Annotated in this window: 18 protein-coding genes and 1 pseudogene; 5 read left to right on the plus strand and 14 right to left on the minus strand. The window is 57.0% G+C overall.

Going from position 1 to position 16559, the window contains the following annotated elements:
• Positions 1-65 precede the first annotated feature (65 nt).
• Positions 66-956: an MBL fold metallo-hydrolase gene (locus M1E16_RS10270; RefSeq protein WP_458129812.1), complete on the minus strand. Its 891-nt coding sequence runs from the start codon at positions 954-956 to the stop codon at positions 66-68.
• A gap of 151 nt (positions 957-1107) precedes the next feature.
• Here M1E16_RS10270 and M1E16_RS10275 point away from each other — a divergent pair, with 151 nt between their 5' ends.
• The 4 genes from M1E16_RS10275 (at position 1108) to M1E16_RS10290 (ending at position 4976) form a co-directional block, all read left to right on the plus strand.
• A complete protein-coding gene (locus M1E16_RS10275; RefSeq protein ID WP_458129813.1) occupies positions 1108-2079 on the plus strand; it encodes a GlxA family transcriptional regulator in 972 nt (323 codons plus the stop codon).
• A gap of 450 nt (positions 2080-2529) precedes the next feature.
• Positions 2530-3279 (plus strand): restriction endonuclease, encoded by a 750-nt coding sequence (locus tag M1E16_RS10280; protein ID WP_458129814.1) that lies wholly within the window; start codon positions 2530-2532, stop codon positions 3277-3279.
• An 83-nt stretch (positions 3280-3362) separates the two neighbouring features.
• Positions 3363-4097: a hypothetical protein gene (locus M1E16_RS10285; protein WP_458129815.1), complete on the plus strand. Its 735-nt coding sequence runs from the start codon at positions 3363-3365 to the stop codon at positions 4095-4097.
• Between the two features lie 84 nt (positions 4098-4181).
• Positions 4182-4976, plus strand: coding sequence for a restriction endonuclease (locus tag M1E16_RS10290; protein WP_458129816.1), 795 nt, complete (start codon positions 4182-4184; stop codon positions 4974-4976).
• Positions 4977-5094: 118 nt separating this feature from the next.
• On the opposite strand, the pseudogene M1E16_RS10295 reads toward M1E16_RS10290, so the two are convergent.
• The 7 genes and pseudogenes from M1E16_RS10295 to M1E16_RS10325 all read right to left on the minus strand — a co-directional run.
• Positions 5095-5292 (minus strand): annotated as a pseudogene (locus M1E16_RS10295) (hypothetical protein); the annotation flags it as partial.
• Between the two features lie 166 nt (positions 5293-5458).
• Positions 5459-6244 carry a hypothetical protein gene (locus tag M1E16_RS10300; protein ID WP_458129817.1) on the minus strand — a complete coding sequence of 262 codons (786 nt, stop codon included), beginning with the start codon at positions 6242-6244 and terminating at the stop codon, positions 5459-5461.
• A gap of 756 nt (positions 6245-7000) precedes the next feature.
• The gene (locus M1E16_RS10305; RefSeq protein WP_458129818.1) at positions 7001-7273 is read right to left on the minus strand and encodes a hypothetical protein; all 273 of its coding nucleotides are present in this window, start codon (positions 7271-7273) and stop codon (positions 7001-7003) included.
• A gap of 147 nt (positions 7274-7420) precedes the next feature.
• Positions 7421-8161 (minus strand): HvfC family RiPP maturation protein, encoded by a 741-nt coding sequence (locus M1E16_RS10310; RefSeq protein WP_458129819.1) that lies wholly within the window; start codon positions 8159-8161, stop codon positions 7421-7423.
• Entirely contained in the window at positions 8154-9005 is an 852-nt protein-coding gene (locus M1E16_RS10315; protein ID WP_458129820.1) for an HvfB family MNIO-type RiPP peptide maturase, read from the minus strand. Before M1E16_RS10315 ends, M1E16_RS10310 begins: the two co-directional genes overlap by 8 nt.
• Positions 9006-9071: 66 nt before the next feature.
• Positions 9072-9536: an HvfA family oxazolone/thioamide-modified RiPP metallophore gene (locus M1E16_RS10320; protein WP_434624521.1), complete on the minus strand. Its 465-nt coding sequence runs from the start codon at positions 9534-9536 to the stop codon at positions 9072-9074.
• A gap of 232 nt (positions 9537-9768) precedes the next feature.
• On the minus strand, positions 9769-10377 hold the full coding sequence (locus M1E16_RS10325; protein WP_458129821.1) for a DUF1349 domain-containing protein: 609 nt from the start codon (positions 10375-10377) through the stop codon (positions 9769-9771).
• A gap of 258 nt (positions 10378-10635) precedes the next feature.
• Between M1E16_RS10325 and M1E16_RS10330 the strand changes: the two genes are divergently transcribed.
• On the plus strand, positions 10636-10848 hold the full coding sequence (locus tag M1E16_RS10330) for an antitoxin Xre/MbcA/ParS toxin-binding domain-containing protein (protein WP_458129822.1): 213 nt from the start codon (positions 10636-10638) through the stop codon (positions 10846-10848).
• 51 nt (positions 10849-10899) lie between these two features.
• On the opposite strand, the gene M1E16_RS10335 is transcribed toward M1E16_RS10330, so the two are convergent.
• From M1E16_RS10335 to M1E16_RS10360, 6 genes are all read right to left on the minus strand, one after another.
• On the minus strand, positions 10900-11439 hold the full coding sequence (locus M1E16_RS10335) for a hypothetical protein (RefSeq protein WP_434652667.1): 540 nt from the start codon (positions 11437-11439) through the stop codon (positions 10900-10902).
• Positions 11440-11904: 465 nt separating this feature from the next.
• Positions 11905-12984: a protein-glutamate methylesterase/protein-glutamine glutaminase gene (locus tag M1E16_RS10340; protein WP_434568923.1), complete on the minus strand. Its 1080-nt coding sequence runs from the start codon at positions 12982-12984 to the stop codon at positions 11905-11907.
• Between the two features lie 2 nt (positions 12985-12986).
• Entirely contained in the window at positions 12987-13484 is a 498-nt protein-coding gene (gene cheD / locus M1E16_RS10345) for a chemoreceptor glutamine deamidase CheD (RefSeq protein WP_458129823.1), read from the minus strand.
• Complete coding sequence (locus tag M1E16_RS10350; RefSeq protein ID WP_434652663.1) at positions 13481-14317, minus strand: CheR family methyltransferase; 837 nt, start codon at positions 14315-14317, stop codon at positions 13481-13483. The genes cheD and M1E16_RS10350 overlap by 4 nt, the downstream gene beginning before the upstream one ends.
• On the minus strand, positions 14314-14850 hold the full coding sequence (locus M1E16_RS10355; RefSeq protein ID WP_434568920.1) for a chemotaxis protein CheW: 537 nt from the start codon (positions 14848-14850) through the stop codon (positions 14314-14316). Before M1E16_RS10355 ends, M1E16_RS10350 begins: the two co-directional genes overlap by 4 nt.
• 39 nt (positions 14851-14889) lie before the next feature.
• Entirely contained in the window at positions 14890-16548 is a 1659-nt protein-coding gene (locus M1E16_RS10360) for a methyl-accepting chemotaxis protein (RefSeq protein WP_458129824.1), read from the minus strand.
• Positions 16549-16559 lie beyond the last annotated feature (11 nt).

Below are 16559 nucleotides of genomic sequence, written 5' to 3' on the forward strand. Positions count from 1 at the left end.
TGTTAATGGCATTGAGGATAAAGGGACAGATTTATTCGCTGAATAAAACCTGTCCCCTTCCGCATTTAGAACTCCAGCGAAGCCCCATCTTCCGGAATGTCCACACGCCCCTCAATCCCTTGCTTCTTGACGTAAGCGCGCAGTTCTTCACGGGTCAGGGACATATGGTTGATCGCGTCCATGTGCACCGCGACAATCTGTGCGTTTTTCGCGGCTTTTGAGGCGCGAAGCACATCTTCCTCACCCATGATGATCGAGCCGTCGAATCCCGCCATTTTTGCCTTCCCGGCGTTGAGCACGATAACTTCCGGGCGGTACTGGTTGATGGCCTGGTCGACCTCGCTACGCCAGATCGTGTCACCCGCAAGGTAGAGCGTCTTGTAACCCGGTGCCTGGAAAACCACGCCCATGGCTTCGCCTAGCGGTTTTGCGAGCGCTGGCACGGCATACATTTCGTCAGTGCCATGCTGGCCGCCGGTCTTGGTGATCTTCACGCCGCCGAATTCGGCTTCATCCGTCAGCACGCGCACGTTCTTGAAACCCTGGGAACGAATCAGCTGTGCATCTTCTTCATGTTGGGCGAACAACGGAATGTCTTTAGGCAGCGCTTTCTGCGCGGCATCGTCCCAGTGATCCAGGTGCGTATGGGTGACGATGACGGCGTCGACTCCGGCGATAACTTTCTCCGGTGATTCCGTCAGATCAACCAAGGGGTTGCGAAGGTTGCTTCGATAGGTGTTTTCAAAACCCGGATAAGCGCCTTTTTTTGCCAGCATCGGATCAATCAGAAACGTGGTCTCACCGTAGGTAATTTTCACCGTGGCGTTACGAACCTGCTGCAGATCCAATTTGTGAGAGACGTCAGGTGCCTTGGGAGCATTCGAACTGGCGAACGCGGGGGCAGCGGCTACGGCACAAGCCATGCTGACGGCAAGCGGTAAAGTTCTGAGTTTCATAAGAATTGATCCTGTTGTTTACATCGAGGAATCCATTCTTGCTGAATGTCTCGCGAGCCAACAGTGGCCCGAATGACATATTTCGCTATAATCGGGCCAACTGCTCGACGTGGTTCGGCTTGAGCCCCACAGGGCGAATCGAGGCTTCCTTATGCTCCCCATACGCGTTGCTGTTCTAGCTTTTGAAGGCGTCAGCCTTTTCCATCTTTCCGTGCCGGGAATGGTATTGGGTACCGCGCAACCCGCGCCCGATGGGCCTCGCTACGAAATCAATTACTGCGCAGAAGTGCCCGGAGTGATCAGCACTGACCAAGACATTGGCCTATCGGTAAGCCTCGGCCTGGAGCTGATGGAAACCTCCGACGTCATCATCATCCCGGCGTGGGGCGATCAATCACTTGTTGCATCGCCCCAACTTGTGCAAGCGCTGCAGCTCGCCAATGCGCAAGGCAAACTCATCGTGGGATTGTGTTTGGGAGCGTTCGTCCTCGGCGATGCCGGGCTGCTCGATGGAAAGGAAGCAACCACCCACTGGGCCGTCCGTGACCAGTTTGCACAACGTTTTCCCAAGGTCCGATTCAAGCCCGAAGTGCTCTACGTCAGCGCGGATAACATCGTGACGTCCGCCGGAACGGTGGCGGCAATCGATTGTTGCTTGCACCTGATACGCGAGCGTCTCGGCGCAGACGTGGCGAATCGCACCGCAAAAATGCTCGTGACGCCACCCCACAGGCCAGGAGGCCAAGCGCAGTATGTTGAACGCCCGGTGCCGCAATTACCTGCCGAGACTCACTTGTCCGACGTCCTGACGTGGGCTCGAATGAATCTGTCCGGCGACCTGTCCCTCGACGTTCTGGCAGACATGGCGAAGATGAGCAGGCGGACTTTTACCCGTCGGTTCAAGGAAGCCACCGGCACGACTGTATCGAAATGGTTGACCGCTGAACGAGTGGCTAGGGCGCAGGCGTTGCTGGAAACGACTGACTTGCCTATTGAATGCATCGCGGGGGAGGTGGGGTTTGGGACGTCGCTGTCGTTGAGGCAGCATTTTGGCGCGCATCTGGGGACGTCGCCTTCTGATTATCGGAAGATGTTTTGTCTTGGGGTGGGGCGGAAGGGTTGATGGTATTGGAGGCGCGTCCGGGGGCTGCGTCGGGCTCGGATTAATTTCCGCCGCTACAAACAATTCGAGAGGTTTTTGAAGTGGGTCCGGGCGGCGCGGGAGACAGAGGTGGTCTTTGGAGGCCGACACCCATTCTGATGGGCTGCAATCGGCCAAAAGCAGCCACTCAAGGGCGTCTAAGAAAGCTGGGGAAATCCCCCCATTGCGTGGCAATCCCCTCAGTGATTCTTGCATGGAGCCGACCCCTTGCCTAGCACCTAGTCTGAAAGCTAATGTGCGATCTGGCCAACACGCTGGAAAAAGGCCTTGCCGGGGTTGGAGCATAACTCCAGTGTCGGCGCAGAAAGCACATCCTAGAGCTGTCAGCGCCGCCTGCAAGAGAATTTTATCCACCAATTGGGCAGTTTTTATCCACCAATTGGTATCTATTTATAGTTATGAAACAGAGCCATGATCACATCAAGCACCCCTGAAAACTGGAATGATCTCCAAAACGAGGTAGGCCGCCTGCTAGAAGAGTGCGGATTCTCAGTGGAGATTGAGAAAAAAGTACAGACGGTACGCGGCGAAGTCGAGCTTGATGTATATGCTCAAGAGGAAGTTAAAGGGCGACAATACTCAATTGTCTGTGAGTGCAAACACTGGAAAGCTCGCATACCACAGAATGTAGTGCATGGATTTAGAACAGTTATCGCCGATATCGGAGCTAATGCGGGATATATTGTTTCACTTGCAGGTTTTCAAGAGGGTGCATATAAAGCCGCCGAGCTTACTAATACCGAATTAGTTACGTGGCAAGAGCTTCAAGATAAATTCGAGCTAAGTTGGTACGAAAATTTCTTTTCCCCTCAAATCGCAGAGCGGCTTGATCCTTTAATGACTTACGCAGAGCCATTTCTACCAAAATGGTTTAAAGATCTGAACGAGGCTCAGCAGCAGGAGTACTTGGAGCTAAAAGAAAAGTACGACGAATTTGGCTGGCTGATGATGACTTTCACTCCATACCACCGAATGCTCAGAAATGAGCCAATCCCAGCACTCCCAATCGTAGAACGTCTCCCCCAGAACTCCATTCTGCTCAAAAATCTTCCAGAAAAATTACTAAATGCAAAGTCTTATCGTGAGTTTCTTGAGGAGTCTACGTTATACGGAGAAGAAGCCATTCGCAGCTTCCGCAAATTACGCGATTCTGTTTCATAACAATTGGTTCAAACCGCTCGCTTCGCTCACTGGGACTGGCTAAAGTCAGCCCCTTAAACAAACGTTAAGCCCCAAGGATAGATATGGAAGAATGTCCAAATAGAAAAGTATTCGACTTGCTATCATCATCGTTTGACCGAATTGACGAGGCTGCTTGGTTCATTCGACTAATGGAGGAGAACTACCACTCCGCTGAAAAGTTCAGGTGGTCTTTAAACTCATTCCTGAGAACTCTGAAGGAAATCATGCAGCTGGTTTCAATGGAGGTTCAAGGAAGTAAAGAGCTGAGCAAGCTTGTAGCTGCAAAAAAATCTGAATTATCAAGCGACCCATTAATAGCATTCCTGTACAAGCAACGAGACATCGTTGTTCACAAGGAGATGTTAAAGCCAGCAAGTCGAGGAAGTGTTGGCTTTACTCGAGGGAGAGGTATGAAGCTAGGGCTAAACCTACCGATTGACCCTTTGAGTGATAGTAGAGAAGCAATAAATAAATATATTTATTTTGCGGCAAAAGACACTGATTTCATGGGTATTCTTTACACTGAAGAGGACGGTGGAGGCGAGTACACCTGCGTTCAAAGGCAATGGAGGCTGTCTCAGTTTCCAGAAACAGAAATCACAGAGCTGGCGGCATCGGCGTGGGAGAAAGTGGCTCAGGCTTTTTTCGATGTGGCCGGAGAGATGGGCGCCAAACTTATAAAGCCTACATTCAAATTGGGAAACCCTAACCAAGTCCAGTTCGAGATATATAAGCCCGAATGGGTAAAGGAGCAGTTAGAGCACTTCAAGAAGCTAATCGCGAAGAATGGAGCTTAACAATTAATTCAAGCCGCTCGCTTTGCTCGCTCGGGACCGGCTAAAGCCCGCCCCTTAACCAAACTTTAAACTCCTAATGAAATTATGAACTCCGGAATAGAATTAGAAAAGCATGTCCAGCAGGTATATTCCTTTCTTCTAAATATGAAAGATGAAGGTATTGTAGTTGGTCAAGATGTTCAAATTGTTGATAAGTTTGGTCGCTCTCACCAAGTAGATGTTTACTATCAATTTGAGAAGGCAGGGATTACTCACAAGGTAGCAATTGAATGCAAAGATCACGGGCGACCAGTTGATAATGGGCATGTGGCCAAGTTTTTTGGAAAACTTGCCAACGCTGGAAACATCCAAAAAGTGATGGTCTCTAGGCTTGGATATCAGAAGCTTGCTTACGAAATTGCCGAAGACAACGATGTTATGCTTCTCACGGTTGACGACCTACCGAGATTTAACGAGTTGCTGGCAGAAAGGCTTAAAGCTGTGGCGCTACCCGATGAAAGTACAGTCGGGGAGCCGTTCTGGACCATCATGGAAAAAAGAGGTGGTCGAGTTACTGGTAGTTTCTTTGCTTATCCGCACCCAACAACTAATCGGCCTGAAATGCTGCTTTTTTACTCCAAAGACCATGCCGAACGGGCTTTTAAAGAAGCGCAACTTAGCGCTAATCAATGGTGCGTTAGAGGTATGCCTCAATATGTTTTCCGGGCTTTCCTATTGCAATTAGAGCTCTTCGAAATGAGAGGTTGCGGTGCGGCTGTGTTATTTGCGCCTCCAGGCGCACTTAAAGACAACCCATTTATAACCCTTCCAGCTTCCAGAGAAGATCTAATTGCGGAATACTACAAGGGTGAACTACCCAGTATCAAAAATCGCATTTAACAAAACGCTGCTGTCGGACAAATTTTCCGCTGAGCTTCAAATCTGCCGAAGAGCGCGGCGTTAGTGACCGCTTTTGGCCGATTGCTGCCGTTCAGTACTCTCCAAAACGCCCACGGCGCTAAGCGCAGAAAACGTCCAGGCAAGTGCATACAAGCGCTCTTCGGAGGCAAAAAAAACGGGGGCCACCAACGCCCGTTCTCCCATCACCCCTCAACCGCCTCCTGAGCCGCCGCCCAATCACCTCCAACAAATCACACCCATCCCTTAGCGGAATCGCCAGCAACTGCGCGAAATCCGAAAGCACCACCGTATCGCTACAGAAAAGGGGACAGATTTATTTCCTGAAATAAGTCTGTCCCCTTTTCACTTGTCCCCTTTTCACTGAAATCATAAGCAGCCGGTTAATATTTCTTCAGTGACGGCTTCGGAGTGGCTGCGGTCGTACAGTGGCGGTGGCCACCGGCTGCTGCGGTATAGAGTCTTTACCGACGTTCTTCAATGGCTTGGGTTGTGGGCTTCAAAGGTTGGAGCTTCATCAAGACATTGTTCAGTTCCACACCAATGTTTACGGTCAGATGCTGAATACGGTCATGCTCCTTTCGCATGAACTCGCGAGCGTTGGATTTTTCAAACAATTCTCCTGCGTACCAGAACGACTCCAAGAACAGAATCCACTTCTCTTCCCGCTTGCCGGTGGCGTCCTCGTTCAGTTCTGAGCGGACAATGCTGCGGTGCTTTGAAGTGTTGGTCAGGGCATCAAGATACTTGTAGTCATCGCCAGTTGTGATCTCGCGGAAAAATCTACAGAGGTTGTCGTACTCGGAATGCCCGGCATCGCGTTGCTGCTCCAAGAGCTTGAGAACCTTCTTAGCATAGATGTCCCGCTCCTTAAGGGGCCTGGGGAGTTTGTCCAGCTCCAAGGAGTAATAGAGCATGTGGGAGCAGGTATCCGCCACGGCATGCAGGCTCTGGACGAAGGCAGTGACATTCCCCCTGATCTTCAGCATCAGGTAACTAAACTCATCGTAGTCCTCGTAGACACCCCACAAGCCTGTCTCCTTCAGTTTGGATTCGATGTATCCATTCATCATGTCCAGGGCTTCGTGGTAGTGGTAGCGGCAGAACTGAGGTCTGTCCGTCATGGATCTTACGCTAGGGTGCGCCTTTTTCCACTGCGCCGCCCCGAATACCGCAGTGACTAGCTCCCCCGTCAATCTGATGTCCCATGTGGGGTGCTTCTTCTCTTCAGTTATAGAATCAACGTCCATTTTTCTCCCTATTTGGTTGGGAAATCTCTAAGTTGTTAGGCCGCGTACGTACTTTAGCTGTCCATTGAAACTTTTTCTGAAGCTCTGCAATGGATGCTTCTTGACAGTTTCCTGTCCTCCTGAATTCTGCTTCCGGCCGATTGCTGCCCGTCAGGCTGGAAGGACCGACTTTTTCAACAGAATCGGCCAGAAGCTGCCTCCCAGAAGGCTAATGCTAAGCGGTCACTCGTCAAACAAGGTCCAGCCATGGCAAATGCCGACAAGGTCTTTTGCCGTAAAAGATAATGTCAGCTCCTCTGGGTCAAATTCTTTGTAGAGCCAGTGCGCAGGAATCGGGCCTCTCGTTATCATGTATTCCAAGCGGTATTTTTGAACAGGTCGAAAACTGAAGGAGCTTGAGTTCAACTCAAACCTGTCACCTCTGTTGAGAGCCCATAGCTTTCCAACAAGGCAGTCATCAAGCACCACCTCTCCCGCTATCTCAACGAGATACTTTGAATGAGGTTTTTTTGAAGCCTAACGCTTCTGGCCATACATCAACCTACCTATGAACAGTCCGAGCATCGGCGTAATAATACTGGAACATGATGATGACCGATTTGGGTCAAAAAAGGTTGGCCTTGAGCGTCCGCTTCTGGCCGATTGCTGCCGTTCAGTACTCTCCAAAATGCGCCGCGGCGCCAAACGCAGAACTTTCTATTACCCCATTCGTTCATCGGGGGCAAAAAAACGGGCGCTTCCAGCGCCCGTTCTCTTTCACCCCTCAACCGCCTCCTGAAGCCGCCGCCCAATCACCTCCAACAAATCACACCCATCCCTTAGCGGAATCGTCAGCAACTGCGCGAAATCCGAAAGCACTACCGTATCGCTACCAATCTCGGCACGAAACGCAATATTCTCCAGAACCTGTGTCACGACCCGAATACGGTAATCAGCCGTAGCATGCAGAACGTCAAGCGGTGCCTGACTATCAATCAGCAGCGAAGCCGGGGTGCAGTCGATGCCGGTGATGGGGATGTATCTTTCCATGGGATTGCTCCGATCAGATTAATGGGCTGATCCGATCGCAGGTCGCCAAACCTGATCGCCATTCGGGGCGACGCGATTGACTATAGGTTGAAGCACCTGTGCCGGACAGGTGACCATTTCCGAGAGTCGCGTAGGAATTGTCACAACTCACCCCCAACGCGTCCCCAACACAATCCCCTGTGCCTTGAACCCCTCAAGCGCCGCCACCCCCATCGGCATCAACTCTCGCACCGACACTCCTGCCATCTCAGCCAACGCAACCAGATGCTCCCGCCCACTGCGCCGATGTTCCATCAGCGACGCCAACAATGCGTAAGCCATCGGCGCCAGCCGCGAAAACGTCACTTGCCCTTCGCGCCGCTGTAGCAAGACCAATGTGGGGGCCGCAGGCTTTTCGGTGGGCTGATGATCCGGTCCGATGTCGCACACCGGCCATTCATAGGCATGTGCCTGCGCGAGTCCGGAAACCACGGGCGTGCCTTCCATCAGATCGCCGTGGGGATTGTGTGACGGCTCCACCGCATCGCTCAGCAGCAGGGCGCTTTCGCTCCATTCGTGCTGGGCGAGTTCGGGCAGCCATGGCGGGAGGTCGTGCAGATCCTCATGTTGTTCCAGGTAGGCGACAAATTCGCCGGCCAGCTGTGTGAACAGCGGCGTCTGGCAGTGGTGGTTGGCGTAGAAGTCGTGGGCAAGTCGTTGCCAGTCGGCGCGCGGCAGGGTTTGGTGGATGACCGGGAAGCTGGCGGCGAGCAGTGATTCGATGTTGCCGATGAACAGTTGGCGGTAGATGGCCAGGCGGCGGGCTTCCAGCCCGGGTGGGGGCGGGTGGTGGGGGTGGCGGACGAAGTTGGCCATGCAGTTGAGTTGGTCGAGCAGTTGTTCAGGCATGGCGGGCCTCCGGGGTTGCTGGGCAGGCGAGTTGTTGCAGCTGTTTGATCTGCCCTACCTCGGCGAGCAGTTCGGTCAACGGCGGGAAGTTGAAGTCGCGTTCGAGCAATGTCGGCACCGGTCCGAATCGTTGGTAGGTCTGGTACAGAAGCGTCCAGACGTCTTGCTTGACGGGCGCGCCGTGGGTGTCGATTTTCAGGTCGTCGGCTTCGTCGTAATGGCCGGCCACGTGCAGGTAGCTGACGCGTTGCGCGGGCAGGGCGGCGAGAAATTTCTGAGCGTCGTAGCGGTGGTTGATGGCGTTGACGTAGAGGTTGTTGACGTCCAGCAGCAGGTCGCAGTCGGCTTCTTCGAGGACTGCGGTGATGAAGTCGATTTCGCTCATGGCCTGGAAGGGCGCGGCGTAGTAGGAGATGTTTTCCACGGCGATGCGCTGGCCCAGTAGGTCCTGGGTCTGGCGTATGCGCGCGGCAACGTGGTGCACGGCTTCTTCGGTGAAGGGGATCGGCAAGAGGTCGTAGAGGTGGCCGCTGGCGGAGCAGTAGCTCAGGTGCTCGCTGTAGATCGCCACGCCGTAGCGATCGAGAAAGCGGCGTGTGCCCCGCAGCAGGTCGAGGTCGAGAGGTTGTGGGCCGCCGAGGGACAGGGACAAGCCGTGGCAGGTGATGGGGTGTCTTGCGGCCAGTTGATCGAGTTGTTCGGCGTAGACACCGCCGACGCCGATCCAGTTGTCCGGCGCGCATTCGAGGAAATCCACGGCGCCCGGGGGCATTTTCAGCAAGTCGCCAAGCATGGCGCGACGCAGGCCGAGCCCGGCGCCGTTGGGTGAAGTGAAGGTGCTCATCGCAATTCTCCAGGGATGGCCAGACCCTCCCGGTGTGAACCGCCGGGAGGGCGCGGGCAAAGGGCTTTATTCCTTGGCTTGGCTCATGCGGGTGAACAGCTCGGTGGGCACTTTCTTGCCATTGGCGGTGTATTGGCCGGTGCGATATTTGTAGGTTTCCGCTTCGGACAGGTAGCCGTCGTGGTTGCTGTCCATCTTTTCGAACTCGGCTTGTTCGGTCGGCGCCACGCTGAGGAATTCCTTCAGCGACACGCGATCATCTTTGTCGGTATCAGTGCGGGCGAAGGACGCGTCGCCACATTTGCCTTCACCGCATTTGCCTTCGGCCTGGGTGACTTTTTTGCCCGATTCGGCGGCGCCGCATTTGCCTTCGCCGCACTTGCCTTCGGAGGTTTTTTCCGCCGAGGCCAGTTGATAACCCTGGGGCAGGGCGTCGACCGCGAAAGCCGACTGGGCGAGGCTCAAGCCACCAGACAGGGCGAGGGCGGCAAGGGCGAGGCGAGCGGTGTTCGAGTTTTTTGTACGGGTCATGAGATTTCTCCAGATAAGAGCAGTGTGGCCCCTGGCAACGTTGCGCGGGGCGTGTGCCGTGGCGGCGTCACGTTGCTTGCCCGGTGCTGGGCACGTCGGGTCGAAGCAAGGCGCGACTGGCCTGTTCGGACGGGGCCATTTGGCGCTTGTCGTGTATCTGGGATGTGTCGTGCGGCGGTGTGTTTGTATTGCTGTGTGTCGCGGATACAGAGTGCTGCAACAGGGGCCGTGCTCAGGTCAGATCATGCAAGTCCTTGCCCAGCGCAGGCCCGAGCGTCCAGTCGGAAAAAGCGACTTTCAAGCCGCCGCGCTTGGGGCTGCATGCCATCGGGCCGACGCGGTAGGTCGGTGCGATGGGAAACGGGCATAAACGCACCAGCGGCCAACGAAGTCCATCGGCGGAAACCTGCAAGCGCAGTACGCCGTTGGCGACCGTGGCGCGCATCCAGAAGTCGTTGGGATCGGCGGTGTACGGGCTGGTCGCCCAGTCGGATTGTCCGTCGGTGAGTACGCTGCCGAGCATGGCCTGGCCGTCGCTCAGTTCGATCCCGGCCTTGACCCATTGGCGTTCGTTGATGCGGACCATCAGGCCGGCCTGGTCGTACAGGGCTTCGAAGGTGCCTTGGACGCGTAGTTGGCAGGTGAAGCTGGGTGGGGCTTCGACGCCGAGGAAATGGCCGCTGTCGTGGGTGAAGCCGTAGTGGGTTTCGCGCCAGAAGTCGGTAGCGTTGTCGGTTTCCAGGTGCAGGGAGTCTGTTGTGGGCGCGGAGTGGATTTTCGGTTCGTTCAGCCATGAGCCGTTTAGCAGGCTATGGGGGTATGTATTGGGTTTGTCGGGCATCGTCGTGCTCGTGGTTCGAGAGTTTTGGAGTCGACAGACGAGCCGGGGGTTGGTTCAGAAAGGAGGGGCTGCTGCGCAGCCCAGCGGGAGCAAGCTCCCTCGCCACGGGCTTGGTGTGTTTCCTACAGAAGATGGACGCTCATGGAGTGAATGAACGAAATCTCTGACGACTTTTTAGGGTTGGCCTTCGGAAATGCCGCGCCTAGCATGGGCTAGCACAACGCTGTGTGAAGAACTTTATATCGTGAGGATAAATCGATGCTGGGAAGTCAGGATGCCAAGCTTCAGTATGCCCGCACTTTGGATCATGCGACTGAGGTGTTCGGCAGCCAGTCGTTGGCTCACGACTGGTTGAAGAAACCCTGCAGGTACCTGGACGGTCATGTGCCCTTGGAGTTGATCGACAAGCCGCTGGGCTTTCAAACGGTAAAGGATTACCTGCGCCGTATCGAGCAAGGGGTTTATCAATGAATCCTTGCCTGGATACGCGATGATTGTTGGGTTGCTTGATCGCGGATGTCTCTACTTCTTGACCGAATAATCCGCCCCCCAGACCCGTACGGCACTGATCGCCTCGTTCATGCCTTCGAAAACGAATTTCTGTCGTACGGCGATCTTCGGTGGGACGGTGACTTCGTCGGGGTTGTCCAGACCGGTGAGGCGGTTGGCGTAGCCGGCCTGGTCGATGGCCAGCAGGGTGCCGGTTTGTCCGAGGTTGATCAGGCGCAGTTGGGTGTCTGTGCTGTTCTTGAAGCCGAGGGTGATGGTGACGTTTTCTTCGCTGGGCTCAAGCTTCAGCACTTCGATGGTGATGCGGTCTTTCATCTGCTCGCCGGAGGAGATGATCGCGGCGCCATCGGTGCCCTGGACCGACTCGCGCCCGTCGAGCACGCCTTCGCTCACACCGCCCAACAGGTTCTTGCCTGCGGTGATGAACGACGAGACCGCGGATTTGGTCGAGTCCTTGATGACGCTTTCCGCCGGCTCGCCCTCGGCCAGGCACAGAGAGCTGATCAGAAGACCTGAGACGAGGAGGGTGGCGCGTGACGGCAGAAGGGGCATACCTGAATCCTTTAGGGTGGCTTGCAGCACGCCCGTTGAATGGGCGTGCGGCATGATAGCCGGGATCATGGCGTACTTCTGCAGTTCTGGCTTGGCGGGTTTCTGGCTTTATGCGCTGATCCGCATTTTTTGGTTGCAGGTGCGTCTGTAACGGTATCAGTTACCGCTCCACAATTCGGTCGTGCCGCAATGACTCTATTGGGAGAATGCTCATGGCGAAGATGGCGATTTTTCTGGGTGGTTTTCTGGCGTTGACGTTGCTGATTGGTGTGCTGGCGACGATCTCGCCTGTTTGAAGCGCTTTCCCTGTGGCGAGGGAGCTTGCTCCCGCTGGGGCGCGCAGCGGCCCTGAACCCTGGCAACTCGATCTGCAACGGCGCCTCCGAGTATGTGGGGCCGCTGCGCAGCCCAGCGGGAGCAAGCTCCCTCGCCACAACAGCTCTCACTCAACAACAGGTGCTTTGTTCAGCGATGCAATATCACCTGCGCAATCTCCTGCAACGGCATCACCCGCTGCGCGGCGTTGAGTTTGATGGCTTCCTTGGGCATGCCGAACACCACGCAGCTGGCCTCGTCCTGGGCCACGGTGGCGCTGCCGGCGTCGAGCATTTCCTTGAGGCCGCGGGCGCCATCGTCGCCCATGCCGGTCATGATGATGCCCGTGGCATTGCGGCCGGCGAACTTCGCCACCGAGCGGAACAGCACATCCACCGAAGGGCGATGGCGATTGACCAGCGGGCCGTCCACTACCTGCACGTGATAGAACGCGCCGCTGCGGGTCACCATCATGTGCTTGCCGCCGGGGGCGATGAGGGCCAGGCCCGGGTGGATGCGGTCGTTGTTTTTCGCTTCGCGCACTTCGATCTGGCACAGGCTGTTGAGCCGCGCGGCGAAGGATGCGGTGAATTTTTCCGGCATGTGCTGGACGATGACGATGCCCGGACACACCCGTGGCAGGGCGGTAAGCACTGCTTCCAGCGCCTGGGTGCCGCCGGTCGAGGTGCCCATGGCCACGATGCGTTCGGTGGTCTGGGCCATGGCGTGGCCGTTGGCGGCGGGCAGCATGGCGTCGGCGGTGAGTTTGGTCGCCGGCGTCAGCGGCGTCGCCGGAGCTGGGCGCTTGCCCAGGTTGCGGACGTTGACCTGGGCGGCGGCGCGGATGGCGGACACCAGTTCCGGGGCCGATTCCAAAAGGAAGTTCTTCAAGCCGCTGGTGGGCTTGGTGATGATTTCCACCGCACCGGCGGCCATGGCTTGCAAGGTGGTTTCCGCGCCCTTGGGCGTCAGCGACGAGCAGATCACTACCGGGGTAGGCCGTTCGCTCATGATTTTTTTCAGGAAAGTGATGCCGTCCATGCGCGGCATTTCCACGTCCATCACGATCACGTCGGGCCATTCCTTCGCCAGTTTGTCCATGGCAAAGATCGGGTCGGAAGCCGCACCGATGACGTTGATGTCCGGCGTGTCACTCAGGATCGCCAGCAATACCTGGCGGACCACGGCGGAATCATCCACCAGCAATACGTTTATTTTTTTGCCTGACATGGTTAGTGCAGGGTCCTTATCGGTTGGTGCCTGACCCAGACGTCGCCCGTGCAAAGGTCGAAAATGATGCTGCGGTGGCCGGTGCTGCCCATGTCCTGGGCGATCAGGTCCAGGCGATAGAGCGCGGCCATCTCCAGCGCCGCGTTGACGTTCGACCGTGCCACGTCGCCGAATGCCACATGGCGTTGCAGTTCGGGAAACATCTCGCCGCCGCCGAACAGCTTGAGCTGGTATTCCTCAGGCTCGGTGCGATGGGCCCGGGCCTGACGGACGAACAGCTCGATGGCTTCATCGGCGTACATCCCGTTCAACGCGGTGGAGCAACGTACCCGGCTGGGCAACATGAAATGGCACATGCCGCCGATCTTGCGCTGCGGATGCCAGAGCGTGATCGCCACGCAGGAGCCGAGGATCGTCCGCAGCCGGGTCGGGCAGGTCGCAAAGCGAAACTCTCCCGGCCCGAGGTAGACCTCCGCTACCTGCTTTATCGCGGCGCTCATGGCTTGCGATAAATCGAAGGGGCGACCAACTTCAGCGCATCGGACACACCATTGAGGCTCTCCGAATGGCTGACGATGAAATAGCCGCCGGACTTGAGCCGAGGGATCAGCCGCGCAACCACTTTGCTTTTGGTGGGCTGGTCGAAATAGATCATCACGTTGCGCAGGAAAATCACATCGAACTCCCCCAGCTCCGGCAGGGTGTCGTTGAGGTTGACCTGGATGAAGTTGACGCGGTTGCGCAGCGCCCGATCGATGAGCATCGTGCCTTGCTGGCTGCCGGTGCCCTTGAGGCAATATTTCACCAGCAACGGATGGGGCAGGTTGCGCGCGCGCTCCATCGGGTAATGCCCGGAACGGGCCTTGGCCAGCACCTGGGTGCTGATGTCCGAACCGATGACTTCCCAAGGCGTGGTGCCCAGGCTTTCGGCCAGGGTCATGGCGAGGCTGTAGGGTTCCTCGCCGGAGGAACTGGCCGCACTCCACAGGCGGAAGGTCTTGCCCGGCGTCGCGTGGGGCAGCACATGGTCGCGAAGAAAGTCGAAGTGCTTGGGCTCGCGGAAAAAATAGGTTTCGTTGGTCGTGAGCAGGTCCAGCGCCACCTGCAATTCGTCGCTGCGCTGGCCGCTCATGATCAGCTTGAAATATTCGCCATAACTGTCCAGCTCATAGTGCTTGAGGCGCTTGAACAGCCGCCCGGCCACCAGGGCTTTCTTGGCTGGCGACAGGTTGATGCCGGCGGCCTGGTACAGCCAGGTTTGAAACTGGCTGAACTCCCGGTCGCTGAGGGCCATTGAATTCACTGTGCGTTCCTTGCAAGTGTCTGTGCTCATGAGACTGGCGCTTCCAACGCGGCGGGGCTGGCCTGGGCGAGTTCGGACATCTCGTCGATGGACAGCACCCGGTCGACCTCCAGCACGATGACAAACTTGCCATCGACCTTGGCCATGCCGCTGATGAAGTCGGCGCGGATCTTCGCGCCGAAACTCGGCGGCGGCTCGATCTGCGAGGCCGGGATCTCCAGCACCGCCGACACCGTGTCCACCAGCAGGCCAATATCCTGGGCCTGCCCGTCGGCGCTGGCGGCCTCGATGATGACCACGCAACTGCGCCGGCTGATGGCGGAATTCGGTCGGCCGAAACGAGCCGACAAGTCCACCACCGGCACGACCGCGCCACGCAGGTTGATCACCCCGCGCACGAAGGCCGGCATCATTGGCACGACGGTGAGGTTGCCGTACTCGATGATTTCCTTGATGCACAGGATGCCGATGGCGAACATCTCCGTGCCGAGCATGAACGTCAGGTATTGCGCTTCTTCCTCGACCGCGCTGACGGTCTGACGTGTGGTCGCGATGGCGCCCATAGCTTTTTCTCCTTTAGGCAAGCCTGTGGAACCGGGCCATCAGAACCGGGTGAATTCCGATTCGTCCGGCGCGCTGGCCATGTTGTAGGCAAACGCCTTGGGCATCACCGGTGCCGGTGTCCGTGCCGGTTTGCGGCTGGACGGACCTGGGGTGTTATCGACCCTGGCGCTCTGCATGGCGGACTTGGCGGGCGTGTCCAGGGTGAAGAAGCTCATGGCCTGTTGCAGCTGTTCGGCCTGGCTGCTCATCTCTTCGGCGGTGGCGGCCAGTTCTTCGCTGCTGGAGGCGTTCTGCTGGGTCACCTGATTGAGCTGGGTCATGGCGGTGTTGATCTGCGCAACGCCGGCGGCCTGTTCTTCGGACGCGGCGCTGATTTCCTGCACCAGGTCCGAAGTCTTGTTGATGGACGGGACCATTTCGTTGAGCAGGTTCCCGGCCTTCTCCGCCATGTCGACACTGCTGGACGACAGCTCGCCGATTTCCTGGGCGGCAACCTGGCTGCGCTCAGCCAGCTTGCGCACTTCGGCGGCGACCACCGCGAAGCCTTTGCCGTGTTCGCCGGCGCGGGCCGCTTCGATGGCGGCGTTGAGCGCCAGCAGGTTGGTCTGGTAGGCGATGTCGTCGATGATGCTGATGCGCTGGGCGATTTTTTTCATCGCCACCACGGTCTGCTGCACCGACTCGCCGCCGTCGGTGGCTTCCTTGGCGGCCTTGCTGGCCATGCCGTCGGTAACCTTGGCGTTCTCGGTGTTCTGGTTGATGCTGGCGCTCATCTGCTCGATGGAGGCGCTGGTTTCCTCGACGCTGGCCGCCTGTTCGCTGGTGGCCTGGCTCATTGATTGCGCGGTGGCGCTGACTTCTTCGGAGGCGCTGGCGAGGTTGTCCGCCGCGTTGCGCACTTCACCGATGATGTGCGAGAGCTTGCCAACCATATTCTGCATGGCATTGAGCACCATGCCGGTTTCGTCATTGGAGCCGGCTTCGATTTTCGCGTTCAGGTTACCTTCGGCCAGTTGTTCGGCGACGGCGGCGGCCTGCTTCAGCGGACGGGAAATGATCCGCGAAATGAACAGCGCCAGACTCAGGCCCACCAGCAGGGCGGCAGCCAGCACGGCGATGATCGACAGGCGTGCATTCTCATACAGCTGGGTGCCGTGTTCGCTGGCGGCGCCGGCACCGACGTCGTTCAGTTCCACGAGTTTTTGCAGGTCGCTTGTCACCAGGTCGAACTGGCGTTTGGACTCGCCCTTGAGCAGCGCCATGGCTTGCTCGGTCTGGTTCTGCCGGGACAGCGCGAACAGATCCTTGCTGACCACCAGGTAAGCGGCCCAGTCGTTGCGGGTGGTTTCGAACAGTTGACGGTCTTCGGCGGTGGAGAGCAGTTTTTCATAGGTGCCGAGACGGGTTTCGAACGCCTTTTTCGCTTCGTCGGCTTCCTGCTCCAGCGTTACGCGTTCTTGCTCGGAGTCGGCGGAAATATGACGGTTTTCCTTGAGGCGAAAGCTCGCTGCGTAGAAGCGCATGCCCGAGGCGGCGCGCATGGACGGCATCCAGTTCTCGCGGATCTCGGTGGTGGTGCCGTTCACCTGGCCCAGCTGGTGGATCGAAAACACGCCCATGACGGCGGTCAGCGCCAACACCACGAGGAACGAGGTGATCAGTTTGGTGGCGATTCTAAGGTCGTAGAACCATTTCATTGGGGAATACC

The organism is Pseudomonas sp. Z2-11, assembly GCF_054161305.1.

What these genes read in the sequence shown, in the direction of transcription:
- M1E16_RS10355 (WP_434568920.1), bottom strand. Translation starts at nt 14,850, where the DNA reads ATGGGCGCCATCGCGACCACACGTCAGACCGTCAGCGCGGTCGAGGAA.
- M1E16_RS10360 (WP_458129824.1), bottom strand. Translation starts at nt 16,548, where the DNA reads ATGAAATGGTTCTACGACCTTAGAATCGCCACCAAACTGATCACCTCG.
- M1E16_RS10335 (WP_434652667.1), bottom strand. Translation starts at nt 11,439, where the DNA reads ATGCCCCTTCTGCCGTCACGCGCCACCCTCCTCGTCTCAGGTCTTCTG.
- M1E16_RS10325 (WP_458129821.1), bottom strand. Translation starts at nt 10,377, where the DNA reads ATGCCCGACAAACCCAATACATACCCCCATAGCCTGCTAAACGGCTCA.
- M1E16_RS10350 (WP_434652663.1), bottom strand. Translation starts at nt 14,317, where the DNA reads ATGAGCACAGACACTTGCAAGGAACGCACAGTGAATTCAATGGCCCTC.
- M1E16_RS10275 (WP_458129813.1), top strand. Translation starts at nt 1,108, where the DNA reads ATGCTCCCCATACGCGTTGCTGTTCTAGCTTTTGAAGGCGTCAGCCTT.
- M1E16_RS10310 (WP_458129819.1), bottom strand. Translation starts at nt 8,161, where the DNA reads ATGCCTGAACAACTGCTCGACCAACTCAACTGCATGGCCAACTTCGTC.
- M1E16_RS10305 (WP_458129818.1), bottom strand. Translation starts at nt 7,273, where the DNA reads ATGGAAAGATACATCCCCATCACCGGCATCGACTGCACCCCGGCTTCG.
- M1E16_RS10320 (WP_434624521.1), bottom strand. Translation starts at nt 9,536, where the DNA reads ATGACCCGTACAAAAAACTCGAACACCGCTCGCCTCGCCCTTGCCGCC.
- M1E16_RS10315 (WP_458129820.1), bottom strand. Translation starts at nt 9,005, where the DNA reads ATGAGCACCTTCACTTCACCCAACGGCGCCGGGCTCGGCCTGCGTCGC.
- M1E16_RS10270 (WP_458129812.1), bottom strand. Translation starts at nt 956, where the DNA reads ATGAAACTCAGAACTTTACCGCTTGCCGTCAGCATGGCTTGTGCCGTA.
- M1E16_RS10290 (WP_458129816.1), top strand. Translation starts at nt 4,182, where the DNA reads ATGAACTCCGGAATAGAATTAGAAAAGCATGTCCAGCAGGTATATTCC.
- M1E16_RS10285 (WP_458129815.1), top strand. Translation starts at nt 3,363, where the DNA reads ATGGAAGAATGTCCAAATAGAAAAGTATTCGACTTGCTATCATCATCG.
- M1E16_RS10300 (WP_458129817.1), bottom strand. Translation starts at nt 6,244, where the DNA reads ATGGACGTTGATTCTATAACTGAAGAGAAGAAGCACCCCACATGGGAC.
- M1E16_RS10330 (WP_458129822.1), top strand. Translation starts at nt 10,636, where the DNA reads ATGCTGGGAAGTCAGGATGCCAAGCTTCAGTATGCCCGCACTTTGGAT.
- cheD (WP_458129823.1), bottom strand. Translation starts at nt 13,484, where the DNA reads ATGAGCGCCGCGATAAAGCAGGTAGCGGAGGTCTACCTCGGGCCGGGA.
- M1E16_RS10340 (WP_434568923.1), bottom strand. Translation starts at nt 12,984, where the DNA reads ATGTCAGGCAAAAAAATAAACGTATTGCTGGTGGATGATTCCGCCGTG.
- M1E16_RS10280 (WP_458129814.1), top strand. Translation starts at nt 2,530, where the DNA reads ATGATCACATCAAGCACCCCTGAAAACTGGAATGATCTCCAAAACGAG.